This is a genomic window from Streptomyces shinuiensis (assembly GCF_043660855.1).
Taxonomy (GTDB): domain Bacteria; phylum Actinomycetota; class Actinomycetes; order Streptomycetales; family Streptomycetaceae; genus Streptomyces.
In genome coordinates this window covers 5,217,368-5,243,627 of the sequence record NZ_JBIHML010000001.1, presented here as the reverse complement: position 1 = coordinate 5,243,627, position 26,260 = coordinate 5,217,368, and the positions used below count along the sequence as shown (strand labels likewise).

The 26,260-nt window shown below is 73.1% G+C and carries 21 protein-coding genes; 8 read left to right on the top strand and 13 right to left on the bottom strand.

All coding sequences use genetic code 11. The annotated features are described in order from the left end of the window. Positions 1 to 63 precede the first annotated feature (63 nt). From ctaD to ACGRHY_RS23770, 4 genes are all read left to right on the top strand, one after another. Positions 64 to 1,776, top strand: a complete 1,713-nt coding sequence (gene ctaD / locus ACGRHY_RS23785; protein WP_394637343.1) for an aa3-type cytochrome oxidase subunit I — start codon at positions 64 to 66, stop codon at positions 1,774 to 1,776. A gap of 115 nt (positions 1,777 to 1,891) precedes the next feature. Further along, complete coding sequence (locus ACGRHY_RS23780; RefSeq protein ID WP_394637342.1) at positions 1,892 to 2,311, top strand: DUF2795 domain-containing protein; 420 nt, start codon at positions 1,892 to 1,894, stop codon at positions 2,309 to 2,311. 213 nt (positions 2,312 to 2,524) lie between these two features. Continuing rightward, the gene (locus ACGRHY_RS23775; RefSeq protein WP_394637341.1) at positions 2,525 to 3,409 is read left to right on the top strand and encodes an SDR family oxidoreductase; all 885 of its coding nucleotides are present in this window, start codon (positions 2,525 to 2,527) and stop codon (positions 3,407 to 3,409) included. A 138-nt stretch (positions 3,410 to 3,547) separates the two neighbouring features. After that, positions 3,548 to 3,997 (top strand): SRPBCC family protein, encoded by a 450-nt coding sequence (locus ACGRHY_RS23770; protein WP_394637340.1) that lies wholly within the window; start codon positions 3,548 to 3,550, stop codon positions 3,995 to 3,997. Between the two features lie 147 nt (positions 3,998 to 4,144). On the opposite strand, the gene ACGRHY_RS23765 is transcribed toward ACGRHY_RS23770, so the two are convergent. After that, positions 4,145 to 8,698 (bottom strand): cation-translocating P-type ATPase, encoded by a 4,554-nt coding sequence (locus ACGRHY_RS23765; protein ID WP_394637339.1) that lies wholly within the window; start codon positions 8,696 to 8,698, stop codon positions 4,145 to 4,147. A 293-nt stretch (positions 8,699 to 8,991) separates the two neighbouring features. On the opposite strand from ACGRHY_RS23765, the gene ACGRHY_RS23760 reads away from it, so the two are divergent. Further along, positions 8,992 to 11,574, top strand: a complete 2,583-nt coding sequence (locus ACGRHY_RS23760; RefSeq protein WP_394637338.1) for an ATP-dependent Clp protease ATP-binding subunit — start codon at positions 8,992 to 8,994, stop codon at positions 11,572 to 11,574. Positions 11,575 to 11,649: 75 nt separating this feature from the next. Here ACGRHY_RS23760 and ACGRHY_RS23755 read toward each other — a convergent pair whose 3' ends face one another. Both ACGRHY_RS23755 and ACGRHY_RS23750 read right to left on the bottom strand, forming a co-directional pair. Beyond that, positions 11,650 to 12,213 carry a hemerythrin domain-containing protein gene (locus tag ACGRHY_RS23755; protein WP_394637337.1) on the bottom strand — a complete coding sequence of 188 codons (564 nt, stop codon included), beginning with the start codon at positions 12,211 to 12,213 and terminating at the stop codon, positions 11,650 to 11,652. Between the two features lie 240 nt (positions 12,214 to 12,453). After that, positions 12,454 to 13,338, bottom strand: a complete 885-nt coding sequence (locus ACGRHY_RS23750; RefSeq protein WP_394638177.1) for an RNA polymerase sigma factor SigF — start codon at positions 13,336 to 13,338, stop codon at positions 12,454 to 12,456. A 320-nt stretch (positions 13,339 to 13,658) separates the two neighbouring features. Between ACGRHY_RS23750 and ACGRHY_RS23745 the strand changes: the two genes are divergently transcribed. After that, on the top strand, positions 13,659 to 14,492 hold the full coding sequence (locus ACGRHY_RS23745) for an SAM-dependent methyltransferase (RefSeq protein WP_394637336.1): 834 nt from the start codon (positions 13,659 to 13,661) through the stop codon (positions 14,490 to 14,492). Between the two features lie 31 nt (positions 14,493 to 14,523). Here the strand turns inward: ACGRHY_RS23745 and ACGRHY_RS23740 are convergent, their stop codons facing one another. The 8 genes from ACGRHY_RS23740 to ACGRHY_RS23705 all read right to left on the bottom strand — a co-directional run bounded on the left by ACGRHY_RS23740 (position 14,524) and on the right by ACGRHY_RS23705 (position 20,181). After that, positions 14,524 to 15,276, bottom strand: a complete 753-nt coding sequence (locus ACGRHY_RS23740) for a DedA family protein (RefSeq protein WP_394637335.1) — start codon at positions 15,274 to 15,276, stop codon at positions 14,524 to 14,526. Between the two features lie 257 nt (positions 15,277 to 15,533). Next, positions 15,534 to 15,728 (bottom strand): hypothetical protein, encoded by a 195-nt coding sequence (locus ACGRHY_RS23735; RefSeq protein ID WP_394637334.1) that lies wholly within the window; start codon positions 15,726 to 15,728, stop codon positions 15,534 to 15,536. Positions 15,729 to 15,824: 96 nt separating this feature from the next. Further along, positions 15,825 to 16,190, bottom strand: a complete 366-nt coding sequence (locus ACGRHY_RS23730; RefSeq protein WP_394637333.1) for a phage holin family protein — start codon at positions 16,188 to 16,190, stop codon at positions 15,825 to 15,827. A 208-nt stretch (positions 16,191 to 16,398) separates the two neighbouring features. Further along, on the bottom strand, positions 16,399 to 17,388 hold the full coding sequence (locus ACGRHY_RS23725) for a YihY/virulence factor BrkB family protein (protein ID WP_394637332.1): 990 nt from the start codon (positions 17,386 to 17,388) through the stop codon (positions 16,399 to 16,401). A 74-nt stretch (positions 17,389 to 17,462) separates the two neighbouring features. Then, the gene (locus ACGRHY_RS23720; RefSeq protein ID WP_394637331.1) at positions 17,463 to 18,113 is read right to left on the bottom strand and encodes a DUF3618 domain-containing protein; all 651 of its coding nucleotides are present in this window, start codon (positions 18,111 to 18,113) and stop codon (positions 17,463 to 17,465) included. Beyond that, positions 18,089 to 18,526, bottom strand: coding sequence for a phage holin family protein (locus ACGRHY_RS23715; protein WP_394637330.1), 438 nt, complete (start codon positions 18,524 to 18,526; stop codon positions 18,089 to 18,091). Before ACGRHY_RS23715 ends, ACGRHY_RS23720 begins: the two co-directional genes overlap by 25 nt. A gap of 1 nt (position 18,527) precedes the next feature. Then, entirely contained in the window at positions 18,528 to 19,223 is a 696-nt protein-coding gene (locus ACGRHY_RS23710) for a hypothetical protein (protein WP_394637329.1), read from the bottom strand. 202 nt (positions 19,224 to 19,425) lie between these two features. Beyond that, positions 19,426 to 20,181, bottom strand: a complete 756-nt coding sequence (locus ACGRHY_RS23705; protein ID WP_394637328.1) for a DUF2382 domain-containing protein — start codon at positions 20,179 to 20,181, stop codon at positions 19,426 to 19,428. Between the two features lie 211 nt (positions 20,182 to 20,392). Between ACGRHY_RS23705 and ACGRHY_RS23700 the strand changes: the two genes are divergently transcribed. Next, complete coding sequence (locus tag ACGRHY_RS23700) at positions 20,393 to 22,210, top strand: glycoside hydrolase family 15 protein (protein WP_394637327.1); 1,818 nt, start codon at positions 20,393 to 20,395, stop codon at positions 22,208 to 22,210. A gap of 54 nt (positions 22,211 to 22,264) precedes the next feature. Here ACGRHY_RS23700 and ACGRHY_RS23695 read toward each other — a convergent pair whose 3' ends face one another. Further along, positions 22,265 to 23,320 (bottom strand): glucose 1-dehydrogenase, encoded by a 1,056-nt coding sequence (locus tag ACGRHY_RS23695; RefSeq protein WP_394637326.1) that lies wholly within the window; start codon positions 23,318 to 23,320, stop codon positions 22,265 to 22,267. An 81-nt stretch (positions 23,321 to 23,401) separates the two neighbouring features. Here ACGRHY_RS23695 and ACGRHY_RS23690 point away from each other — a divergent pair, with 81 nt between their 5' ends. Next, complete coding sequence (locus ACGRHY_RS23690) at positions 23,402 to 23,647, top strand: DUF2277 domain-containing protein (protein ID WP_394637325.1); 246 nt, start codon at positions 23,402 to 23,404, stop codon at positions 23,645 to 23,647. 181 nt (positions 23,648 to 23,828) lie between these two features. Here ACGRHY_RS23690 and ACGRHY_RS23685 read toward each other — a convergent pair whose 3' ends face one another. Further along, entirely contained in the window at positions 23,829 to 26,198 is a 2,370-nt protein-coding gene (locus ACGRHY_RS23685) for a HelD family protein (protein WP_394637324.1), read from the bottom strand. Positions 26,199 to 26,260: the final 62 nt, after the last annotated feature.

The window sequence follows — 26,260 nt, the reverse complement described above, 5'->3', positions numbered from 1 at the left end:
CGCGCCGGACAGGCGTCGCCGCCGGGGCACCGGTCGGAGCTGGTGGGTCGAGAGGACACGGGCATGGCACTGCGGACGGACGAGCCGAAGCGGGCGCGGGAGCGGAAGAAAAGCGTGGGGGCGGTTGTGGTCGAGTGGCTGACCACCACCGACCACAAGAAGATCGGCACCCTCTACCTCATCAGCTCCTTCGGCTTCTTCACGGTCGCCGGCGTGCTGGCCCTGCTGATCCGGGCCGAACTGGCCCGCCCGGGCACGCAGATCCTCTCCAACTACCAGTACAACCAGTCGTTCACGATGCACGGCGCGATCATGCTGCTGCTGTTCGCCACCCCACTGTTCGCCGGCTTCGCGAACTGGATCATGCCACTGCAGGTCGGCGCGCCCGACGTGGCGTTCCCGCGGCTGAACATGCTCGCCTACTGGCTGTACCTCTTCGGCGGACTGATCGCGCTCTCCTCCTACCTCACACCCGACGGCGCGGCCGACTTCGGCTGGACCGCGTACACGCCGCTGTCGGACGACACCCGCACGCCCCAGGTCGGCGGCGATCTGTGGATCATGGGCTTCGGTCTGGGCGGCTTCGGCACGATCCTGGGCGCGGTCAACTTCATCACCACGATCATCTGCATGCGCGCACCCGGCATGACGATGTTCCGGATGCCGATCTTCACCTGGAACGTGCTGCTGACCAGTGTGCTGATCCTGCTGGCCTTCCCGCCGCTGGCGGCGGCGCTGTTCGCCCTGGAGTCGGACCGGGTGTTCCAGTCGCACATCTTCGACCCGTCCAACGGCGGCGCGCTGCTGTGGCAGCACCTGTTCTGGTTCTTCGGCCACCCCGAGGTCTACATCATCGCGCTGCCGTTCTTCGGCATCATCTCCGAGGTCATCCCGGTCTTCAGCCGCAAGCCGATCTTCGGCTACATCGGCCTGATCGGCGCCACCATCGCCATCACCGGTCTGTCGATCACCGTGTGGGCGCACCACATGTTCGCCACCGGCGGTGTGCTGCTGCCGTTCTTCTCCTTCATGTCCTTCCTGATCGCGGTGCCCACCGGCGTGAAGTTCTTCAACTGGATCGGCACGATGTGGAAGGGCTCGCTGAGCTTCGAGACGCCGATGCTCTGGGCGGCCGGCTTCCTGGTCACCTTCCTCTTCGGCGGTCTGACCGGCGTCATCCTGGCCTCCCCGCCGATGGACTGGCATGTGACCGACTCCTACTTCGTGGTGGCGCACTTCCACTACGTGGTCTTCGGCACGGTCGTCTTCGCGATGTTCGCCGGCTTCCACTTCTGGTGGCCGAAGTTCACCGGGAAGATGCTCGACGAACGGCTGGGCAAGATCACCTTCTGGGTGCTGTTCGTGGGCTTCCACATGACCTTCCTGGTCCAGCACTGGCTGGGCGCGGAGGGCATGCCGCGCCGGTACGTCGACTACCTGGCGGCCGACGGCTTCACCGCGCTGAACACGGTCTCCACCATCGGCTCGTTCCTGCTGGGCTTGTCGGTCCTGGTGTTCTGGTACAACGTCTGGAAGACGGCGAAGTACGCGCCGAAGGCCGCCGTGGACGACCCGTGGGGCTACGGCCGCTCGCTGGAGTGGGCGACCTCCTGCCCGCCGCCGCGGCACAACTTCGTCACCCTGCCGAAGGTCCGCTCCGAGTCCCCGGCGTTCGACCTGCACCACCCGGACGTCGCGGCCATCGACCAGGCCGAGAACGTCGGGCGCAGGGACATCGCCGATGCCTCGACGGAGCGGCGCGGTGACATGGGGTGACCGCGGAGCCGGACGCAAAAGATATACAAACGGTGTAATCCAGACATCCCCGGGAACGCGGTCCCCACGTCGGCGCACGCCGCCGACCAGCGCTTCGACCTTTCGGGAGGACGAGATGGCCACGCACGGGAAGAACAAGACCGGCCCCGCCCGGGACGACGAGCTCAAGCACGAGATGGAGGGCGAACTCCGCGCGGGCCGGTCGCTCCGCATGGAGGAGGACCAGGAGCTCCAGCCCTCGGGCGAGGACCAGCCCGATGTGGACCGCGCGCCGAACACCGTACTCACCGGCGGCACGCCTGCGGGGATGGACCAGAACGACGTCGAGGTGCGCAGTGAGCTGGCCCGGCACCTGGGCCTGGGGCTCTACCCGGCCGACCGCGACGCCGTGCTCGGCAAACTGCGTGAGAACAACGCCCCCGACCGGCTGCTGAGCCTGGCGCAGAGGCTGCCGGCCGGGCAGGAGTTCCGGAACGTCCAGGACATCGCCCGGGCACTCGGACTGGGCGTCGAGGACACCGGCCACCGCACCTGACGGCGACGGCCCGGGCGCGCCTCCCGCCGGGGACGGGCGGACGACCGCGTCCCCCCGGACGCCGCACCCGCCCGGAGCCCGAGGGCTCCGGGCGGGTGCGGCGTCTTCCGGGGCGGGTGGCGCGGCACCGCGGCCCGGCGGCCGCCGCGATCGCGGCGGCGGGGAAGGGAGCCGGGGAACCGGCGACACCGAGAGACGGAGAAGAAGGCGGACATGAACGACCAGGAGCAGCAGGACCCCACCCGGCAGCACCCGCGGCCGGAGTTCCCCCAGCAGGACCAGCCGCACCCCGGCCTGACCGGGCGGATGGAGCCGGAGCCCGACCACGGCGAGTCGTCCTACCGGGGCAGCGGCCGCCTGACGGACCGGAAGACGGTCGTCACCGGCGGCGACTCGGGCATCGGACGCGCCGTGGCCCTCGCCTTCGCGCGGGAGGGCGCGGACGTGCTGTTCACCTATCTCGCCGAGGAGGAGAAGGACGCCCGGGAGACGGCGCGGCTGGTCGAGGAGGCCGGCCGGAAGGCCGTGCCCCTGCTGTGCGACATCCGCGAGGAGTCCGAGTGCCGCCGGCTGGTGGACCGGGCGGTGGCGGAGTTCGGACGCATCGACGTCCTGGTGAACAACGCGGCCTTCCAGATGGCACAGCCCGAGAGCATCGAGGGCATCGACACCGAGCAGTTCGACCGGACGATGCACACCAACCTCTACGGCATGTTCTGGCTGTCCAAGCTGTCCCTGCCCCACATCCCCCCGGGCGGCAGCATCATCAACACCACCTCGGTGCAGGGCTACAAGCCCAGCCCCCACCTGCTCGACTACGCCATGACCAAGGGCGCCATCGTCACCTTCACCCAGGGGCTCGCCCAGTACCTGGCCGAGCGGGGCATCCGGGTCAACGCCGTCGCGCCGGGGCCGGTGTGGACCCCGCTGATCCCCGCGACGATGCCCGGCACCTCGGAGTTCGGCAAGCAGTCCCCGCTGGGCCGGCCGGCCCAGCCCGCCGAACTGGCCCCGGCCTATGTCTTCCTGGCGTCCCAGGAGGCGAGTTACATCACCGCCGAGGTCGTCAACGCCACCGGTGGGACGCCGCTGCCCTGACAGCCCGTCGGAGGAGCCCGCGGGGGCTGACGGACGTTCACCGAACACACCCGCATGGCCGTATCCCTTCCGGGTACGCGTGAGACAACGACACAAAGCGTCACATACCAGTCATCACAGCGAGAGAAGGGATGCCGGATGTCTCACGTCGAGGAGTCGATCGAGGTCCGCGTGCCGGTGCGCACCGCGTACAACCAGTGGACCCAGTTCGAGAGCTTCCCCGAGTTCATGGAAGGCGTCGAGCGGGTCGAGCAGAAGGACGACACACTGACCCGCTGGGTGACGAAGGTCGCCGGTGCCGAGAGGGAGTTCGACGCCCGTATCACCGAGCAGATCCCGGACGAGCGGGTGGCGTGGACGACGGTCGACGGCGAGGCCGGGCAGGCCGGTGTGGTCACCTTCCACCGGCTGGACGACAGCACGACCAAGGTGATGCTCCAGATGGACCACGACCCCGAGGGCGCGGCGGAGACCGTCGGCGACAAGCTCGGCGTGGTGCGCCACCGCGCCAAGGGCGACCTGAAGCGGTTCAAGGAGTTCATCGAGAAGCGTGGCGCGGAGACGGGCGCCTGGCGCGGCCAGCTCTGATCCGGTCCTGCGAACCGCGAGGGGGCTCCTCACCCCCTGTCATGTGGCCGCGGCCCGTGACCACCTCCAGGTTGGTCACGGGCCGCGGTTCTCTCATGCGCGCGGTGGGGGAGTACGGCATGCCGTACTCCCCCACCGCGCGCGGGCTCACTCCACCGGCCGGTCCGACGACTCCGAGTCCCCCGCCGGCTCCCCGGCCGACTCCGGCGGGGCCCACTGCGCCGACTCCGGCGCCAGCCTGCGCACCACCGGGGCCGCGGCGGCCCCCAGCAGCGTGGCCGTGGTGATCGATCCGAGGGTGATGCCCCAGGCGACGGGGCCGAGCGGGGTACAGCCGAAGAACTGGCTGACCCCGGGTGTCTGGATGACCCCCACCAGGGCCGCGGCCGAACCGATCCCGGCCGTCAGCACGTTGCGGTCCAGCCCGCCGGTGAGCAGCGTCTGCGCGAGCTGGGTGCCCACCACCGAGGCCAGGGCCACCGTGCCGGCGCGCCGTCCCCGACCGGTGAGCCTGGCCGCGCCCCAGGCCAGCCCGGCGCCGAGCGTGGTGGTGGCACCGCGCAGCAGCACCTCCTGGCTCAGACCGGCCCCCAGGGAGCGGTCCGGGCCCTCGCTCAGCAGCCGCTCGCCGGCCTCCGTCGCCGGTTCGCGCACCGCGATGGCCAGCGCCGGGGCGAGGTCGGTGAGGAGGTTGACGAGCATGATCTGACGGGCGTTCAGGGGGGAACTGCCGGTGAGTGCCGCGGCCAGCACGCTGAAGGCCACCTCTCCGAGGTTGCCGCCGACGAGGATGGCCAGCGCGTCGCGCACCGAGCCCCACATCGCGCGGCCCTCCAGCAGCGCGGCGATGATCGTCTCCAGCCGGTCGTCACCGACGACCAGGTCGGCGGCCGCGGTCGCGGCGGGCGTGCCGCGCCGCCCCAGCGCGATGCCCACGTCCGCCAGCCGGATGGCCGGGGCGTCGTTGGCGCCGTCCCCGGTCATCGCCACCACCCGGCCGATGCGCTGGTAGGCCTGGACGATGCGGACCTTGTGGTGGGGGCTGCACCGGGCGATGACGTCCAGCGTGGGCAGCAGTCCGTCGAGCTCGTCGTCGCTCAGTTCGTCGATCTCGGCTCCCGTGCACACCTTCTGGTCGGGGTCCTCGCTGACGGTGGCCGCGATGGCGTCCGCGGTCGCGGGGTGGTCGCCGGTGAGCATCACCGTCTGCACCCCGGCCGCCCGCAGCCGCGCGGTGGCCGGCGCGGCCGAGGAGCGCACCGGGTCGGCGAGGGCGACGAAGCCGAGGAACGTCAGGCCGGCGACGGCCTCGTCGGTGAGGTCCTCCTCCTCGTTCAGCGGGCGCTCCGCAACGGCCAGCACCCGCCGCCCGGCGCCGGCGAGTTCCTCGGCCGCGCCGGTCAGGCGCTCACGGGCCGCCTTGTCGAGCTCCTTCTCCTTCCCGGCGTTCTTCCCGGCGTCCCTGCCGCCGCTCCCCTCCCGCAGCCGGGTGCAGCGCTCCAGCACGTTCTCGGGCGCGCCCTTGACGCTGAGCAGCATTCCGCGCGAGGTCCGGCCGGCGGTGGCGTGGTAGGCGCGGGACGGCTCGAACGGCAGGGCGTCGGTGCGCCGCCACTGCGACGCCCCCTGGCGTACGGCCACCTTCGCGCGCCGGGCCCCGGCGACCACCGCGCGGTCGGTCTGGTGCTCCATGGGTTCGGAGGCGCGGGCCGGCGGGGTGGCGCGCAGCGCGGCGCCCAGGATCTGCTTGCGGGCGGCGTCGAGCCGGTCGGCGGGCAGCTCGCGCCGGCCGTCGCTGACGGCGGCGAGCTGCAGATCGCCCTCGGTGAGGGTGCCGGTCTTGTCGAAGCAGAGCACGTCGGCGCGGCCGAGCGCCTCGATGGTGCGGGGGTTGCGCACCAGCGCGCCGTGGTCGGCCAGGCGGCGGGCGGCGGCGAGTTGGGCCGCGTTGACCAGCAGCGGCAGGCCCTCCGGCACGGAGGCGACGGCCAGGTTCACCGCCGAGGCGAGCGTATCCGTCAGGGGGCGGCCGTGCAGCAGCCCGGATCCGGCGACTGCGGCGGCCGAGCCGAGTGCCAGCGGCAGGCTGGTCTTCGTCAGGGCGTGCAGCCGCGACTCCACCCCGGTGTCGGGTGCCTTCTGGCGGGCGGTGGCCAGGCTCCGCCCGACCTCGGTGGCCGATCCGGTGGCCACCACGACGGCCACCGCGGTGCCCGCCGAGACGGTGGTGCCCTCGTAGAGCATCGAGCGGCGGTCGGCGATCTGCGCGGCGACCACCGGTGCCGGATCCTTGGCCACCGGCAGGGACTCGCCGGTCAGCGAGGACTCGTCGACCTCCAGCCCATCCCCCCGCAGCAGCCGGCAGTCGGCCGGGACGACCTCCTGGGAGCGCAGCACCACCACGTCCCCGGGCACCAGGTCCCCCGCGGCCACCAGGCGTTCGGCCCCGCCGCGCCGCACCCGCGCGCCGATCGCCGAGCGGGCGAACAGCTCCTCCAGCGCCTTGTCCGTCCTGACCCGCTGGACGGCGCCCACCAGGGCTGACACGCCGGTGATGCCGGCCACCAGCACCGCGTCGGTGCGCGAGCCCACGGCCGCCGACAGGGCTGCGCCCGCCGCGAGCACCGGGGTGAGCGGGTTGGCCAGTTCCTCGATGAACGCGGCCGGCAGGCCGATGCGCGCCGGCTGCTCGGATGTGGTGTCCCGGCCCGCCCGACGCTCGGCCTCCTGCCTGGTCAGGCCCTCCTCGGCGCTGCCCAGCCGCTCCAGGGCGCGGTCGGCGGGCATCAAGTGCCAGGGGGTGGTCTCCACCGGCGGAGTGACCGGGCGGGACAGCAGTTGCCGGACCCGCCAGGTGCCCAGGCAGAACGCCGCGGTCCCGGCGCTGGTGCCCGCCGCGGCACCCCGGGCCGTCGCCCGGTCGGGAGGCGCCTGGAGGGCGGCGACGGCGCCGACGCCGCTGCCGCCCGCGGCCAGGAACCGGCTCTCCCGGTCGACCTGGGCGGCCACCCCGACCGCGTCCACGATCAGACCGGCCGACTCCAGGTCGGTACCGACCAGGATGTGCGCGCCCCAGGCCGGCGGCTCGCCCTCGCGGTGCACGCCGATTCCGCAGTCGGCGGCGGCCAGCGCCCGCCGGTCGCCCGACAGCAGCAGCACCACCGCGCCGTCCGCCTGCAGCCCGCGCAGGGACGCGGTGAGGCGGTCGCCGCCGGGGACGACGGCGTCGGCGAAGCCGAACGCCGGTTCCGGGCGGGTACCGGCCAGCACCACGCGTACCCCGGCGCGGCGGGCCGCGGCCGCCACCGCGTCCGCGCCCGGGGCCTTCTGCCGGGCCAGGCCGGCGACGGCCGCCAGCCGCCTGCCCCGGGCCAGACCCAGGACGCTCTCGCTGCCCTGCCTGCGCAGCCGGGCCGCCGCCCGCACCCCCCTGCGTCCGGTCAGCTCCAGTTCCTCCAGCGGCCCCAGGACCCAGCCGTCCTCGTCGCGATGTGTTTCGCCGACCCTCTCGGGAACGAAGAGCGCGAAGACCCGCTCGGCGGCCTCCCGGGGTCCGGCCCCCTCCAGCGGCACCAGGTCGGCCAGTTCGTGGTGGCTGCCGCTGAGCGCCTCCTCGTCCAGTACGACGGTGTCCGTCTGACCCAGCCTGCGCAGCACGCTCCGGTCCATGACGGTCGCCCCCCGCAGCGCCAGGGCGCGGCCGAGCGTGGTGGCGAAGCCCTCCCGGCCCGCGTCCGGGGCCTTGGGCACACCGGAGAGCGCCACCGCCAGCCCGCGCCGCGGTCCGGCGAACGGCGCGGTCGCCGCCCCGGCCGCGGCCGTCAGCGCCGTCGAACGCTCGACGTAGCGGTCGACGGCGTCACGGGGCGGGGGCACGGGCCGCTCCACCGCGACCGGGCCGGCCGCCGCGTCCCCGGGGCTGCCCACCAGCCTCGCCTCGGCCTCCTCCCACGCCCTGCGGTACGCCCCGGCCTCCCGCCACTGCGCCATGCGCTCCACGACGTCGAGCACGAGGCCGCCGCCGCGCGTGGCCACGCCCTGGGTCAGGGCGGTGAGGACCGGCAGCAGGGAGTCGGCCTGCTGCGGGTCGTGCAGCCCCCTGGCGACCAGTTGCCGCAGCCGCGGGTGGCGGGCGACGGCCCCGGTGAGGGCGGCCACCTCGGGCGGCAGCGGTGTCCAGGGGGCCACCCGGTTGAGCGTGGACAGCCCCAGCCCCACCAGGTCGGCGGTCAGGGCGGTGACGGACTGGCCGGTCCGAGGCCCCTCGCAGGGGTGGTGCGGCTCCTGGCACCACTCCTCGTGCTCCTCGTCCGCGCAGGGGACGTGCCCCTCGGCGCGCTCCACCAGCACCACCAGTTCGCGTTCGGGCGGCGGCGGGGACTCCAGTGCCACCACCACCCGCCCCGACGGCGCGTTCACCCGCGCCCACAGCACCCCGGGATGCCGCTCCAGGACCCGTTCCACGCGCCGGGCGGTCCGCTCGCCCTCGGGGGCGTTGATCCCGTGGACGGTGATGTAGCAGCGCCCCGGCCGGGACCACACGGCCCGGCGCGACAGTCCCATGAACTGCCCGGCCAGCCTGCCGGCGGTGTCCACCGCCCCGCGCGCTCCGGCCATCACCCCCTGCGGCACCAGAGCGGCCGGCGGAGACACCGGCAGACGCAGACCCGGCACACCCGGCAGACCCGACAGCAACGACATCGACCGTGCCCTTCCGACAGCGAACCGACAGACGAACCCACAGACCAGCGGCACCACCGGCGGGGACTGTGCCGGGCGGGGCCGCCCCGCCCGGCACAGTCCCCGCCGAAGGAGTCGCACGCTCCGGATAACCCCGTACGCCCGGCTCACACCTGCCGCCCGCGGCGCCTCCGGACAAGTGGGGCCGTACCCGACGTGTCGTACCTGCCCGAGGGGGAACCCCGGAGCACCGAGACAGACGCACCGAGACAGCAAGCGCGGCCCGGTCCGCCGGGCCGGCGGGATGGACATCTATGACCAGCGGGTACATGGGTCCCGAGGACTTCGGCCGGGATCCGCTCGGAGAGTTCCTCGCGCGCTTCCTGGGCGCCTCGTCGTCGGGCGGGCAGCGGCCGGGGCCCCGGTACTTCGACTTCGTGCGGCTGATGAGCGAGCCCGCCCGGCAGCTCGTCTCCTCCGCGGCGTCCTACGCCGCGCAGCACGGCAGCACCGACCTCAACACCGAGCATCTGCTGCGGGCGGCACTCACCACCGATCCGACCCGCGCCATGGTCTCCCGCGCCGGGGGCGATCCCGACACCATCGTCTCCGAGATCGACCGGCATGCCGGGGACGGTCCGCCGCGCTCCTCCATCTCCGTCAGCCCCGCCGTCAAGCGCGCCCTGATGGACGCCCACCAGGTCGCCCGCTCCTCCGGTTCGTCCTACATCGGCCCGGAGCACGTGCTGGTGGCCCTGGCCGCCAACCGGGACTCCGCGGCCGGCCAGATCCTCAACGCCGCCCACTTCGATCCGCGCTCCGGTCTTCCGGAGGGACCGCAGCCCGGCGGCCCGGGTCCGGCCGGCGAACGCCAGCCCGCCCCCGGAGGGCGCCCCGGGGGAACGAGCACCCCGAACCTGGACAAGTTCGGCCGCGATCTGACCGAGCTCGCCCGCGAGGGCCGTATCGACCCGGTGATCGGCCGCGACGAGCAGATCGAGCAGACCATCGAGATCCTGGCCCGGCGGGGCAAGAACAACCCGGTGCTGATCGGCGAGGCGGGCGTCGGCAAGACCGCCATCGTGGAGGGCCTGGCCCAGCGCATCGCCGACGGTGACGTGCCGGACAACCTGCTGGGCCGCCGCGTCGTCCAGCTCGACTTCGCGGGTGTGGTCGCCGGCACCCGCTACCGGGGCGATTTCGAGGAGAGGCTCAGCGGCATCATCGACGAGATCCGCGACCACACCGACGAGCTGATCGTCTTCATCGACGAGCTGCACACGGTGGTGGGTGCCGGGGGCGGCGGCGAGAGCGGCGCGATGGACGCCAGCAACATGCTCAAACCGGCCCTCTCCCGCGGCGAGCTGCACGTCATCGGCGCCACCACGCTGGAGGAGCACCGCCGTCACATCGAGAAGGACGCCGCGCTGGCCCGGCGCTTCCAGCCCGTCCTGGTCCCCGAGCCGGCCACGGCCGACGCCGTGGAGATCCTGCGGGGGCTGCGCGACCGCTACGAGGCGCACCACCAGGTCCGCTACAGCGACGAGGCGCTGCTGGCGGCCGTGGAGCTGTCCGACCGCTATCTGACCGACCGCTTCCTGCCGGACAAGGCGATCGACCTGATGGACCAGGCGGGCGCGCGGGTGCGGCTGCGCTCCTCCACCCGGGGCACCGACGTGCGGGCCCTGGAGCGCGAGGCCGAGCAGTTGCGGCGCGACAAGGACCAGGCGGTGGCCGACGAGGACTACGAGCGCGCCAAGGAGCTGCGCGACCGCCTCGCCGAGGTGGAGCGGCAGGCCGCCGAGGGGGACGGGAGGCAGCCGGTGGGCGACCGTATCGCCGAGGTCGGTGTCGAGGACATCGCCGACGTCGTCTCGCGACAGACCGGCATCCCCGTCAGCACCCTCACCCAGGAGGAGAAGGCCCGGCTGCTGGGCCTGGAGGAGCACCTGCACCGGCGGGTGGTGGGCCAGGACGAGGCGGTCTCCGTCGTCGCCGACGCCGTGCTGCGCTCGCGGGCCGGGCTGTCCAGCCCCGACCGCCCGATCGGCAGCTTCCTCTTCCTCGGCCCCACCGGCGTGGGCAAGACCGAGCTGGCCCGTGCGCTGGCGGAGGCGCTGTTCGGCACCGACGACCGGATGGTGCGCCTGGACATGAGCGAGTACCAGGAGCGGCACACCGTCAGCCGGCTGGTCGGCGCCCCGCCCGGGTACGTCGGCCACGAGGAGGCCGGCCAGCTCACCGAGGCGGTGCGCCGCCACCCGTACTCGCTGCTGCTGCTGGACGAGGTGGAGAAGGCGCACCCGGACATCTTCAACATCCTGCTCCAGGTGCTGGACGACGGGCGGCTGACGGACTCCCAGGGCCGCACGGTGGACTTCACCAACACCGTCATCGTGATGACCAGCAACCTCGGCTCCGAGGCCATCACCGGACGCGGCGGCACGCTGGGCTTCTCCCCCGGCGCGGCGGGCGGCGAGGGCGTCGAGGCCGAGGAAGCGGCCCGCCGCGAGCGGGTGCTGCGCCCGCTGCGCGAGCACTTCCGCCCGGAGTTCCTCAACCGCATCGACGAGATCGTGGTCTTCCGCCAGCTCTCCGACGAGCAGTTGCGGCGGATCACGGACATGCTGCTGGACGAGACGCGCCGGCGGCTGCACGCCCAGGACGTGGAGATCGACTTCACCCCGCAGGCCGTGGAGTGGCTGGCCCGGCACGGCTACCAGCCGGAGTACGGGGCCCGGCCGCTGCGCCGCACCATCCAGCGGGAGGTGGACAACCAGCTCTCGCGGATGCTGCTCGGCGGCGAGCTGGCGCCGCACACCCGGCTGCGGGTGGACGTGTCGGACGGCGCCCTGGTCTTCCACCGGAACCAGGCGGCCGCGCCGACGGTGCCATAGGCGGTGTCGCCGTGCCTCGGGCGCACGCGGGAGCCGTACGTGCGGCGGCCGCCGCAGGTGGCCCGGTGGGCGGGCTCAGTGGCCCTTGCCCCGGCCGGTGAGGGCGTCGCGGAGCCGGTCGACCATGCCCGCGCCCGCGTCCATGACCTTGTTGGCCGGCGGTGTGTCGGGGGCCGAGGGGTGGGGGCGCGTCGGGGCCGTCTTCTTCGCGGTGCGCGCCTTGTCGCCCAGCTTGTCCAGCCGCTCCTGGGTCGCCGCCCGGCGCAGCCGCGGGAAGAGGTTGCGCTCCTCGTCGGCGATGTGGGAGCGGATCTCGGTCGTCAGCTCGGCGACGAGCCGGTCGAACTCGGGGTCGTCGGCGCCGCACCCCTCCATCGCCTTCATGGTGCGCTCCGCCGCGGAGTGCTCCTCGATCTCCCTGTCGGCGATCTCGCCGCCGTCCGGCAGGATCTCCCGCACCGCCGGGTAGAGGTACTGCTCCTCGGCGACGGAGTGCCGCACCAGCTCCATGACGGCCTGGTCGGCGAACTCCTTGCGCCGCGCGTCTCCCACGGGCATGGCCTCGATCCTGCCGAAGAGCTCCTCGACCTCCCGGTGGTCCGTGCTCAGCTCCTGGATGATGTCTCCGCCGTGTCCCATGGCCGGTGTCTTCCCTTCGCCGTCTGTCACAGGCGTCCGCCGAGGCGGCGGACACACGCACCGTGTGCCCGGGGTCCGCGGTGGCTAACGCCCGGTGACCCACAGCCGTACGCGCCCCCTTCCCCGCGGGGATCCGGAGGGTCCCCGGCGCGTCCGGGCACGGCGACGCCGGGCCCGCGGCCGGGACGCCGGGCCCGCGTCGCCGTGCGCGCCACCCTCGGCGGGCGCCGGCCGTCCGGCTCACTTCTGGGTCAGCATGCCCTCACGGAGGCGCGCCAGCGCCCTGCTCAGCAACCGGGAGACGTGCATCTGTGAGATCCCCAGCTCGGCCCCGATCTCCGACTGTGTCATGTCGCCGCCGAAGCGCATCTGCAGGATGCGCCTGTCACGCTCGTGGAGCTGCTCCATCAGCGGCTTGAGCGCGTGGAGGTTCTCCACCTTCTCCAGGGCCGGGTCGACGTCACCGAGCTGGTCGGCCAGGGGGGTGTCCTTGCCCTCGTCACCCACGGGAAGGTCCAGGGAGCCGGCGACGTAGCCGTTGCTGGCCACCTGCCCCTCGATGACCTCCTCGACCGTGACGTTCATGAACTCCGCCAGCTCCTCGGTGGTGGCGGAGCGGCCCAGCCGGCGGCCGAGCTCCTCGTTCGCCCGGGCCAGCTCGATGCGCAGCTCCTGCAGCCGGCGCGGAACGCGCACGGCCCAGCTGGTGTCCCGGAAGAAGCGCTTGATCTCGCCCACGATGTACGGGACGGCGAAGGAGGTGAACTCCACCTCGCGGCTCAGGTCGAAACGGTCGATGGCCTTGATCAGGCCGATGGTGCCGACCTGGACGATGTCGTCCATGGGCTCCGCGCGGTGGCGGAACCGGGAGGCGACGTAGTTGACGAGCGTCAGGTTGAGCTCGATGAGGGTGTTGCGCGCGTACTGGTACTCGTGCGTCCCCTCCTCAAGCACACGCAGGCGCTCGAAGAACAGCTTCGAAAGCTGCCGGGCGTCGCGGGGCGCGACCTTGCCCGCGTCCTCGATTCTCGGCAGTTCGGGCAGATCAGTGGAGGCGGTCTCCTGCTCCTGGTCCGGCAAGACGTCACCGCTCGTCAGCTGAACCTCCGGGCTCAGGCTACGCATCATGCCCTCCTCTTTTGATCTGTCATGTGCAGCACGGCGCGTACCCGGCCCCGAACAACTCACACGCCCATCCGGGTGAGGTTTCGCCTACGTACACACGATGTCTGTTAATCGCCCGGGGCAAACGCCACCATAACGGATTTACTTCTCACAGCACGCAGGCGTGAATGGCATGTTCGCGGTGATCGGCGGGCCGCCGGAGCCGCTCGGCCTCTCGCCCGGCCGCGCGGCCACCGGCGCACGGAGGGCGACAGGTCCTAGGTTGTGCATGGCGGCCGGTCCGGCCGCCTACAGACAGGGCACAGGATCAGGAGGGTCCCATGACCGACGGCCGACCCCGCAACGACCGGGACGCGCTGCCCGCGATCGACCGCAGCATCCCGCACTCGGCGCGGATCTGGAACTACTGGCTGGGCGGCAAGGACAACTACACCGCCGACCGCGAGGCGGGCGACCAGTACCAGGAGATCTTCCCCGGAATCGTGGAACTCGCCCGCGCCTCGCGCGGCTTCCTCTCCCGCGCCGTGACGCATCTGGCCGGTGAGCTGGGCGTCCGGCAGTTCCTGGACATCGGCACCGGACTGCCGACCGCCGACAACACCCACGAGGTCGCCCAGCGGGTCGTCCCCGAGTCGCGGATCGTCTACGTCGACAACGACCCCCTGGTCCTGGCCCACGCCCGGGCTCTGCTGACCTCCACCCCCGAGGGCTCCACCGCCTACATCGACGCTGATCTGCGCAGCCCCGACACCATCCTGGCCGAGGCCGCCCGGACCCTGGACCTCGACCGCCCGGTCGGCCTGATGCTGATGAACATCCTGGGCCACATCGAGGACTACGACGAGGCCAGGGCGACCGTGAAGCGGCTGATGGCCGCCCTGCCGTCGGGCAGTTGCCTGGTGAGCAACGACGGCACCGACGGCAGCGAGGCGTTCAACCGCGCACAGCGGTTCTACAACGAGATGGCCGGGGCCCCCTACCTGCTCCGCACCCCCGAGCAGATCGCCGGGTACTTCAGGGGCCTGGAGGTGCTGGAGCCGGGCGTGGTGCCGGTCTCGCAGTGGCGGCCGGATGCCCCGCCGACCGGCGCGTCGCTCTCCGGTGGCCTTCCCCCCGCCGTGGAAGAGTACGGCGGGGTCGGCGTCAAAGCGTGACGGCCGGGAGCGCGGGCCGGGGCGGGCCGGTTCAGCGCCTGGCGTGGCGGCCCCGGCCGCGCTTCCGCTCCGGGGGCGTGTCGGCCGCCGGTACCCCGGCCACACCGCGCAGGGTGACGGTGGTGTCGTCGAGGAGGATGCCGGCGGCGGGCGCCGCACCACCCGGCCGGCGCCGGGCACGCAGGTACTCGACGGCGATCGGGAGCACCGAGAGCAGCACGATGCCGACCAGGATCAGGTCGATGTGCTCGCGGACGAACCGGACCTGCCCGAGCGCCGCGCCCAGCAGCGTGACGCCCGCGCCCCACAGCACTCCGCCGATGACGTTGAAGAGCACGAAGCCGCGGTAGTCCATCCGGCTGACACCGGCGATGATCGGGGTGAAGGTCCGCACGATCGGCACGAAGCGGGCCAGCACCAGGGACTTGGGCCCGTGCTTCTCGAAGAACTCGTGGGCCTTCTCCACGTTCTCCCGCTTGAAGAACCGGGAGTCCGGCCGCCTGAACAGGGCCGGGCCCACCTTCCGGCCGAACAGGTAGCCCACCTGGTCGCCGGCGACCGCGGCGATGACGATCAGGGTGCACACCAGCCACAGCGGATGGTGCAGGTACTGATCGGTGGCGACCAGCAGGCCGGTGGTGAACAGCAGCGAGTCGCCGGGCAGGAAGAAGCCGATGAGCAGCCCGGATTCGGCGAAGACGATGCAGAGGATGCCGATCAGCCCGAAGGTCTGGATGAGGTGGTCCGGATCCAGCCAGGCCGGACCGAGCGCAAGGGGGGTCACTGGGGACGTGCTCCTGGGAGGGTCGCATGCGCCGGGGCGAGACCGCGGGCGCACGCGCTGCCCGGGCATCGTGGTGCCGGACGGCACCTGTGGCTGGAACTTACAGTGTGTTCGGCGGCAGTGCGGTTCCCGTTCCGGGCAACGGACTGCCGAGGCCCTTGTGGAGCACACGGGCCGGTGAACGGCGAACGGCACCGCCCGCGTGCGGCGGGCGGTGCCGTGGAGCGGCCGCGGGAGACGACCCGCGGCCCGGCCTGCTAGGGGAGGTACCTCTCGACGGCGGCGGCTCCGTGCTCCTCCAGCTCCCTGCGCGCCCTCTCGATCCGCTCCGGCGTGGGCTCGCGGCCGGACAGCCTGACCAGATCCTCCGGATCCACCGGCTGCTCGCTGCCGGTGCGCAGGTGCGTCGGCCGCGGCGCGGAGGACTCTTCCTTGTCGTGTTCACCTTTCACAGCGAGCCTCCTCTGCTCGGTTCCACCCCCGCGAGCGGGGTTGTCTGCTGCGTACCCCCACATTCCCGGCTGATTCGCCCGGGACGGTACACAGGGTCACGGGCCGGTCGGCTCCGGGCTCGCCCCCGAGGCGCGCCCGGCGGCCCTGAGCCGGTCGCGGCCCAGTCTCACCAGCGCGCCGGCCCCGGCGGTGTAGGCCAGCGAGAGCACAGCCGCAGCCTGCGCCGGGTGCAGGGCGGATTCCAGTGTCCGCAGCGCCGCCCGGTGGGCGGATCCCACCGCCAGCAGTGCGCACACCCCGGCGCCGCCCAGCAGCGCGCCGCCCGCACCCGCCCGCCGGACGGCGGTACGCAGTCCGGCGCCGAACCCCTGGAAGCGGTCGCGGAACAGCTCGGACGCCTCCCGGGTCACCTGCTCCACGGCGTCGGCGATGTGCTCGCCCGCGGTCCCGCTCTGCGGCATCGTCTCCCTCTTCCTCCGGGTCCGGGTCCGCCCGGTGCTCGTGTTCCCGCCGCGCCCGGCGGCGCGGCGCCCCGCTGATGCCCCGTACCCGCCGCGGTCCGTCCGATGCCCGCCTTTGCCGGGGCGCGCCCCGGCAAAGACGGCCCCCGGCCGGAGCGGCCGGGGGCCGGGGGCCGGGGGCCGGGGGCCGGGGCACACAGTGCCGGTGTCAGTCCCGGCCACTGGGGTTGTCATCCGGGAACTTGCGGGTGTCGCGCGGCTCGACGTAGGGCTCCTCGTCGACCGGATGTCCGTCCTCGATGGCCCGGCCGCGCTCGATCTCGGCGTTGAGTTCCTGGCCCAGCAGGATCACGATGTTGGTGATCCACAGCCAGATCAGGAAGATGATCACGCCCGCCAGGCTGCCGTACGTCTTGTTGTAGTTGCCGAAGTTGGCGACGTAGAAGGCGAAGGCGGCCGACGCCACGATCCACAGCAGCACGGCGACCAGGCTGCCGGGGCTGACCCAGCGGAAGCGGCGCTTGACGTTGGGCGCGGCCCAGTACAGCAGCGCGATCATGAAGGCGACGAGCAGGACCAGCACCGGCCACTTGGCGATGCTCCACACCGTCAGGAAGGTGTCGCCCAGGCCGAGGACGTCGCCGGCCCGCTGTGCGATGTCGCCGGTGAAGACCACCGCGACGGAACTCAGCGCCAGGAGCACCAGCAGGGTCAGGGTGACGCCCACCCGCACGGGCAGCGTCATCCAGATCGGGCGCCCCTCCTCGATGTCGTAGATGGCGTTGGACGCGCGCATGAAGGCGGCGACATAGCCGGACGCGGACCAGACCGCCAGGGCGAGACCGATGACCAGCGCGAATCCGGCGGCGCCCTGGTTGTTCTGGAGCTGTGTCAGCATGCTGTCGAGGATGTCGCGCGCGGCGCCCGGCGCGATGCTGCCGAGGTTGTCGATCAGGGGCTGGATCGCGGACTCGCCGATCACGCCGAGGATGGACACCAGCGCGAGCAGCGCGGGAAAGATCGACAGGATCCCGTAGTAGGTGAGGGCGGCCGCCCAGTCGGTGACGTTGTCGTCCTTGAACTCGGCGACCGTGCGCTTCAGCACGCCCTTCCAGGACTTCTTCGGCAGGTCGGTGGGCTCCTCGGGGGTCTGCCCCGCGGAACCGTCCCGCTGTTGCCGGCTCTTGTGGTTCGACATGTGGTGGCACCTCACCGGCTCCCGGCCGGGCCGCCCCCGTCCCCGGGGAGGGGGCGGCCGCCGCGGAGCTTGTCTCAGTGCGCCGGGCCGGGGCTCTGGCGGCGGGTCTCGTCGGTCACGCTCTGCCCGGACCGGCGGGCCTGTCCCTTGACCTCCCCGGCCTGCCCGCGGGCGTCCTCGGCGGTGGTGCGGGCGGCGTCCGAGGCGGTCTCCTTGACCTGCTGGGCCGCCTGCTGGCCGGACTGCCTGGCGTCCTCCTTCAGGTGCTCCACGGACTCCATCGCCGCTTCCTTCACCGGCCCGGCCAGTCCGCCCGCCCTCTCGGAGAGCCGGCCGACCGCCTGCTCCTCCTTCTGCGAGCTGCGCAGCATCGAGGCCGTCAGCATCCCGGCGCCGAAGGCGATCACCCCGGCGGCCAGCGGGTTGCCCCGGGTCTTGCGCGCGGCGTGGTGGGGGGCGGCCTTGACGGCCTCGCCCGCCTGCCCGGCTCCCTCGCGCGCCCTGTCCGCGGTGTTCCCGGCACTCTCACGGACCGACTGCGTCGTGTCCGAGGTGGTTCCCATGACTCGCTCCCGTACTACGGTCATCCTGCCCCGCGCCCGCTCCTTGCGGCGGCGGACGGCGTGGCGGGGGTTGGCGTGATCGGCAAGCCTGCCGACGTCCTCCGACAGCTCCTGCCGGGTGGTGTCGATCTGAGCCCTCAGCTCGTCGGGTGACGTGCCCATTCGGCGTCCTCCTTGAGGGTCTGGACGGTGCGCTCCGGCTTGGGGTGGACCTGCTTCATCTTCGAGCGGCCCACCACGTACATCACGGCCGCGGCCACGCCCCACAGGGCGGTGACGATGAGCGCCGCCCAGCCCCAGTCCATGACGTTGGCCAGACCGAAGGTGAGCGCCAGCGAGGCGAACAGGACGGTCATGTAGCCGGCGAACCCGGCCCCGCCGTACATGCCGGCGGCCTTGCCCGCCTTGGTGGCCTCCTCGCGGATCTCGGCCTTGGCCAGTTCCACTTCCTGCCGGAACAGCTTCTGCGCGTCCGAGGTGACCACGGAGAGCAGCTCGCCGATCGAGGCGTCTTCCTGCGTCGTCCCGCCCCGGGCCTCCGGGTCGGTGTCCGGCCGGTGAGCCGTGTACGCCATGTCAGCCCACCTCCGGACGACGGGGGAGGTCGGGGGTTCCGTAGGTGCCGGCGGTGCCCGGGGCGCCGTAGGAGTGCTCCCCGTAGGCGGGCATCTGCCGGACCTCTCCGCCCGGGCCCGTTGGGACCGCCGCGCCCGGGGACGGCGGGTAGGCCTCGTAACCCTGGGCCTGTGCCGTACCGGAGCCGTCCTGTCCCTGCTGGGCCGTCCTGGTGCCCGCCTTGGCCATACGCCCGATGGCGAAGCCGGCCAGTGCCGCGCCCGTCAGGAAGGCGGCCGGACGGCGGCGCGCGAAGGACTCCGCGCCCTCGACCAGACCGCCGACACCCCGCTCCTCCAGCGTGTCGGCGGCGCGGCGGCCGCCGTCGGCGGCCTGGGTCGCCAGGTTGCGCACCGGGGAGTCGGACCGGGTGTTCTCCGCCATGCCCGACAGGTCGTCGGCCCACTGGCGTATGGTGTCGGCCGTCCTCCTGGTCTGCGTGTCCGCCTCCCGGGTGGCACGCTCCCTGAGGTGGTCCGCCATGCCGACGACCTGGTCGCGGGCCTCCCCCGTCACATTGCGCGCCTGTTCCCCGGCGCTTCCGGCCACGGTGCCCGCGGCCTCCTTCGCCCGGTCGGCCGTGGCGCGGGTCTCCTGCTTCGCGGTCTGGCCTGTCTGCTGTGCGGGGCCGTTGCCCGTGCTCGGAGATTCACTCACCGGTGCCTCCAGTTGGTCCTACGAAATTTGCTTTTTGCGTCATATGTGACTAGTGACTCACGAAGGGCGAAGTACCCGGCCTTCGACCTGGCATTCACACGACACTCCCTTTCGCCCGGCACTCCGACGGTGCACCGGCACAGCCGGGGCCCGCACGGAAAGGAAGTCTCCGAACGGGCCCCCGGGGGGCGGAACCGGCGATTCAGCGGCGGCGACGCCGCTTGTCTTCGTCCGCCTCCTCCTCGATGCGCTCCTTGCGCACCTGCCCCTCGACGGTCTCCTCCTCGGTGCGCTCGTCGGTGGTCAGGCGCACCCGCTCCACCGGACGCACCTCGGTCTCGACCACCGGGTGCTCCTCGTGCAGGGTCACCTCGTGCTCGGCCTCGGAGATCTCCGGGCCGCCCATGGCCTCGTCCCTGTTCTCCTCGGTGATGGGCTCGCGCTCCACACGGACTTCCTCGCGCCGCACGGGCACCGTCCTGTGGACGTCCTCGGTGACGACGTACTTGCGCAGCCGGGCCGTGCCGGTCTCCTGGCGCTCGACACCGACACGCATCTCCTCCTCGGAGCGCGTCATGGCCTCGTCGCGGCCGCGGGTTCCGCCCGCACCGGTGCGGCCGGCCTCCTGCGCGTAACCGCCCCAGTCGACGCCGTAGTAGTCGTACAGCCGGCGCTCCTCCTGCTCGGACAGGTGCCCGCCCTGGTCCACGTCGACACGGGGGGCGCCCTTGACCTGGTCCTTGGAGTACGGCACCTCCAGGTGGTCCTCCACCATGGCCGCGTCGTGGATCGGAACGAAGGTCTCGTTGCTGCCGAAGAGCCCGGTGCGGACACTCGCCCACTCCGGCCGGCCCGTGACATCGTCGAGGAAGACGTGCCCCGCCTCTCCGATCTTCTTGCCCTCGGCGTCGTAGACCTGGTGGTCCAGTACCTCGGGTATCTGCTCCTTGGTGATCATGGGGCTCTCCTCGTTGCCGGTTCCTCTGGCTCCAAGACTGCGGATAACCACCCGAAAGGGCCTGGAAACCGGCAAAAAGGACAAAAATAGATCAAAATTCGGAATCCTCGCGCCCTCGGCGAAGCGCCGACCCCTAACCCGTCCGTGTAATGGCGGGAACACCGGGTATTACGGCCGTCGGCGACCCGAGAGGGCCGAAGGGAGACGCCACGTGCCGCTCCGGCTTGAGGACTACGCCCTGCTGGGCGACACCCGCACCGCCGCGCTGGTGGGCTACGACGGCTCGGTCGACTGGCTGTGCCTGCCCCGGTTCGACTCCGACGCGTGCTTCGCCGCCCTGCTGGGCCGCCCCGAGCACGGCCGCTGGCTGCTCGCCCCCCGCGACCGGGCCAGACCGCTGGCCCGTCGCTACCGGGGCGACAGCGCGGTACTGGAGACCGAGTACGCCGGCCCCGAGGGCCGGGCCCGGGTGACCGACTGCATGCCCGTCGACGGCGACCACCCCTCGGTGGTGCGCGTCGTGGAGGGCCTGGAGGGGCGGGTGCGGATGCGCTCGCTGGTGCGCCTGTGCTTCGACTACGGCGTCACCCCGGCCTGGCTGCGGCCCGAGGGACGAAGGCTGCGCGCCTACGCGGGACCGGACGTGGTCGTCCTCGACTCCGGCGCGGACTTCACCGTGGACGACGGCGAGTGCGTCGCGGACTTCACCGTCGACGCGGGCCAGAAGGCGGGCTTCCGGCTGGCCTGGAGGGGGCTGCGCCACGGGGAGCCGGACCGGCCGGACACCGCGGAGCTGGTCCGGGCCGTGGCCGCCACCGAGCGGTGGTGGCGGGAGTGGGCCGGCCACTGCGCCTACTCCGGCGAGTACCGCGAGGCGGTGGTGCGCTCCCTGATCACGCTCAAGGCGCTGAGCTACTCGCCCAGCGGCGGCATCGTGGCCGCCCCCACCACATCCCTGCCCGAGCAGCTGGGCGGGGTGCGCAACTGGGACTACCGCTACTGCTGGCTGCGCGACGCCACCTTCACCCTCATGGCACTGCTGGACTCCGGGTACGAGCGGGAGGCGGTGGCCTGGCGCGACTGGCTGCTGCGCGCGCTGGCCGGCGACCCGCGGCGGATGCAGATCATGTACGGCGTCGAGGGCGAGCGGCTGCTGAGCGAGACGGAACTGGACTGGCTGCCCGGCTACGAGCACTCCCGCCCCGTACGCATCGGCAACGCCGCCTCCGGACAGCTCCAGCTGGACGTCCACGGGGAGCTCATGGACGCCCTGCACCAGGCCAGGGCCCGGGGCGTGCCGCCGGACCAGGACGCCTGGCGGGTCCAGCGCGTGCTGATGGACTTCCTGGAGTCCCACTGGCGCGATCCCGACAACGGCATCTGGGAGGTGCGCGGCCCGCGCCGGGACTTCACCCACTCCAAGGTGATGGCCTGGGTGGCCGCCGACCGGGCGGTGAAGGCCGTGGAGCGCTTCGGCCTGGAAGGGCCCGCCGACCGGTGGAGGAACCTGCGGCGGGAGATCTTCCGGGAGGTCTGCGCGTACGGCTACGACGCCGACCGCGCGACCTTCACCCAGTACTACGGCTCCGCGGAGCTGGACGCCTCGCTGCTGCTCATCCCGTCCGTGGGCTTCCTGCCGGCGGACGACCCGCGGATGAGGGGGACCGTGGCCGCGATCGAGCGGGAGCTGCTCGGGGACGGCCTCGTGCAGCGCTACACCATGGGCAGCCGCACCGACTCCGTGGACGGCCTGCCCGCCGGCGAGGCGGCCTTCCTGCCCTGCTCCTTCTGGCTGGCCGACAACTACATCCTCCAGGGCCGCGTCCGGGAGGGGCGAGAACTGTTCGAGCGGCTGCTGGACCTGCGCAACGACCTGGGCCTGCTCTCGGAGGAGTACGACACCGGGCACCGGCGGCTGGTCGGCAACTTCCCCCAGGCCCTCTCCCACATCCCGCTGATCGACACCGCGCAGAACCTGGCCGGGGGCCGGGGCCCCTCCCGCCTCCGCTCCGGCGACGGGCGCTCCTGAGCCCGGCGCTCCCGGGCCCGTCCCGGTGGGCGCCGCCGCCCCCGCCCGGCCCGCTCAGTGCCGGGCGAGCTCGATGACCGTCTTGACGTCGTCCGGCCGCCACTCGAAGGCCTGGGCGAAGGACTCCAGCGGCACCCGGCGGGTGATCAGCGCGTCCAGCCAGCCCCGGTCCGCCTCGGCGAGGGCCGCGGCCGCGGCCGCGTAGTGCTGCCGGTTGGCGTTGACCGAGCCGACCACCACGGAGTTGTCCAGCACCAGCTCGCGGTTGAGGTACCCGGCGTCCACCTCCAGGGTGCGCCCGGCGGACGACAGCCCGGTCAGGCAGAGCACTCCGTAGGGGTCCATGGCCGACATCACCCCGAGGACGACCGGCGCGGCGCCGGTCGCCTCGATCACCACGTCCGGCCGCACCCGCTCCATGACCCGCTCGGCGTCCTCGCAGTGGTACTCGGCGTCCAGCCGCCGGACCAGCTCCGGCTTGGGGCCGCTCTCCACCCGGTCCAGGACGTGGACCTCCAGACCGCGCCGCCGCCCGAGCAGCGCGGCGAGCAGTCCGATCGGCCCGGCCCCCGTGACGAGCACCGAGTGCGGGGCGAACCAGGACCTCCCGCCGATGCGCTCCACCTGGTCCCATGCCTTGGCCACCACGGTGGTGGGCTCCATGAGCACCCCGATGTGCTCCAGCCCGGGTTCCAGGCGCACCGCGTAGTCGGCCTCGACCGTCCAGGAGGTCGAGGCGTATCCGTCGAGCCCCTTGATTCCGCGCTCGGTGAACATCCCGTTGCGGCACATGTCGAAGTAGCCGTGGGCGCACGCCCCGCACGGCACGGGGTCGGGCCGGCGGACGACGCCGACCACCAGGTCGCCGGGCACCCAGCCGCTGTCCGGCGGTGCCTGGCGCACCCGGCCCAGGGACTCGTGGCCGATGACCAGGCGCTCCCGGTTCGGCGGCGGGGCTCCGTGGCCTCCCGAGACGATCTCCAGATCGGTGCCGCACACACCGACGGCCAGGCCGTCCACCAGCAGTTCCCCCTCCCCGGGCTCGGGGTCGGGGAGGGTGTCGAGCCGCAGGGAGTTCTTCCGGCCGGGAGCCACGGTCAGCGCCTGCACGTCCACTCCATCCGTCGGGCGGGATCCGGTGTTTCTCCCCGGTACCCCCGGCCGCGCCGGACACGCGCCACACTGGGGGGCATGTGCCGCAGCATCAGGACACTCCGACCACCCATGGCGCCCGAGGTCGGCGACGAGGACATCCGCGCCGCCGCCCTGCAGTACGTCCGCAAGGTCTCGGGCTTCAGGACGCCCGCCGCCCACAACCGCGCCGCGTTCGAGCGCGCCGTCGAGGCCGTGGCCGAGGCGACCCGGGAACTCCTGGACGATCTGGAGGTACGCGGTCAGGACGGCGGCCCGCCCCGGCGGCCTCCGGCCCGCTCCTGACCCCCTACCCCGGGCTCCCGGCAGGCCCCGCTCTCCTGAGCGGGGGCCGCCGACGGCCGTTGGCCCGGGCCCGCCGTCGTGCGGCCGACCGGCACCGCCCCCGGCGGCCGTCCCCGCCGCTCCGACGCCACCCGGGCCGCCGTACCCCGCGAGGAGGCCGGGACCGGCGGGCATGGGTCCGTCAGCGCCCGCCGGGTCCGCCGTGCCCGCCGTACGGGACCAGCCGTGCCAGAGCGCCGGGCAGTTCGCCGGTGTGCACCACTGCCAGCCGACGGGTGGCGCGGGTGAGGGCGACGTAGAGGTCGTTCAGGCCGCGCGGCGAGGCGGCCGCGATCTCCTCCGGCCCGACGAGCAGGACGGAGTCGAACTCCAGGCCCTTGGCCCGTGCGACGTCCAGCACCGCCACCGTGCCCTCCAGCCGCACCTCCCGTCCGGTCTCCGCCCCGGGCACGGCCGCCGCCACCACGCGGCCCAGCTCCGCCAGCCGGGCGTCGGGCACGATCACCGCCAGCCGCCCCTCCCCCACCGCGGCCGCCTCCTTCGCCGCCAGCTCACCGACAAGGGAGGGCAGTTCACCCGGCGGTACGCGCAGACGCCACGGCCGTACACCGGTGGAGCGTACCGGCCGCGGCGGCTCGGCGGCCGTCCCGAGCGCGGCCAGCACGTCGGCGGCGACCTCCGCGATCTCCGCGGGGGTGCGGTAGTTGACCTCCAGCCGCTCAAGCCGCCACCGGTCCCCCACGTGCGGGGCGAGCGCCTCGCCCCAGGAGTGCGCCCCGCCCCGGGCTCCCGCCTGGTCGATGTCACCGACCAGGGTCATCGACCGTCCGGGGCAGCGCCGCATCAGCAGCCGCCGGTCCATCGCGGACAGCTCCTGCGCCTCGTCCACGACGACATGGCCGAAGGCCCAGGTCCGGTCGGTCGCCGCGCGCTCGGCCGGGGTTCGGTGGTCGCCCTCTTCGTGGCGCTCGGCCAGCAGCCCGGCGTCCAGCAGGTCGCGGGCGGTGAGCATCTCGGCCTCCTCGCCGGCCTCCAGATCGGTGGAGCGGGAGCCGTGGGCGGTGTCCAGCGCCTCCTGGGCGAGTGCGATCCGCTCGCGGCGCTCGGCCTCGGCGGCGGCGCGGGCGACCCGGTCGTCCTCCCCCAGCAGTTCGGCGGCCTCGTCCAGCAACGGCACGTCCGCCGGGGTCCACCGGTTTCCGGGGGCGCGCGACAGCAGCGCGCGTTCGGCGGACGTGAGCCGGGGAGCGGCGGACGCCAGCCGCTCGGGCGAGGCGTACAGATCCGCCAGCAGGCGCTGCGGGGTCAGATGCGGCCACATCGCGTCGATCGCCGCGCGCACCCCGGCGTCCGCCGCCAGTTCCCGGCGGATGCCCTCGACATCCTCCTCGCCCAGCAGCTCGGCCTCGGGGTCCTCGCCGGCCACGGGGGCGGGCTCGGCGAACGGCTCGCCGTCGTCCCCGAGGACGCCGAGCACCGACTCCGTCAGCTCCTCGGCGACCCGCCGGGCGAGGGCGTCCAGGACGAGCCGGACGAACACCGGCCGCGCCCGGTTGTGCGACAGCCCGGTGGCGCGGGCCCGCTCCAGCGCCCGCAGGCAGTCCGCACGGTCCAGCCGTACGGACTCGCGGCCGTGGACGGCCTCCAGCCCGCCGCCGGGAACGTGCTGCCGGTCGCGCACCGCGGCGGCCACGACCTCCGCCATCACCGCCCGGCCCTTGACCTCGGCCGCCCCGGGCGGCTCCTCGCCGTCGGCGGTGACTCCGGGGTACAGCTCACCCACCGTGGACAGCAGCACACTGGTCTCGCCGAGGGAGGGCAGCACCTCCGCGACGTACCGCAGGAAGACCGGGTTGGGGCCCACGACCAGCACCACGCTCCGGGCCAGCCGCTCCCGGTGGGTGTACAGCAGGTACGCCGCGCGGTGCAGGGCGACGGCGGTCTTCCCGGTGCCGGGACCGCCCTGTACGACCAGCACGCCGGCGTGGGGGGAGCGGATGACCCGGTCCTGTTCGGCCTGCACGGTCTCGACGATGTCACCCATCCGGCCGGTGCGGTCGGCGCTCAGCGCGGCCAGCAGGGCGGCCTCTCCCACGAGAACGCCGTCACCGCCGTCAGGTCCGAGCAGTTCGTCCTGGACGCCGGTGACCGTCCGGCCGCTGGTCCGGATGTGGCGGCGGCGCCGTACGCCCTGCGGGGAGATTCCGGTGGCGGTGTAGAAAGGGCGGGCGGCGGGGGCCCGCCAGTCGATGAGCAGCGGTTCCCCGTCCGCGTCCTCGCCCGCGATTCCGAGCCGCCCGACATAGCGCCGCACGCCGTCGAGCAGATCGAGCCGGCCGAAACACAGCCCGTTCTCCGCGGAATCCAGGCGGCTGATTCCCGCACGGTGGCGGGCGGCGGTCACATCCCTTTCCAGCAGGGCCTGGTGACCGGTCCCGGCCTGCGACAGAGCCGTCTCCAGCCGCCCGGCCTCGCGCTCGCGCAGCTCGTCGAGCCTGCGGTACAGGCGGGTGACGTAACACTGCTCCCCCTCGATTTCCTGCCTTGACAAGTCATTCCCCCATTCGCTATTCTCAGCCCACTCGGACTTTTCTTTTATTCCAGAAAAGACAC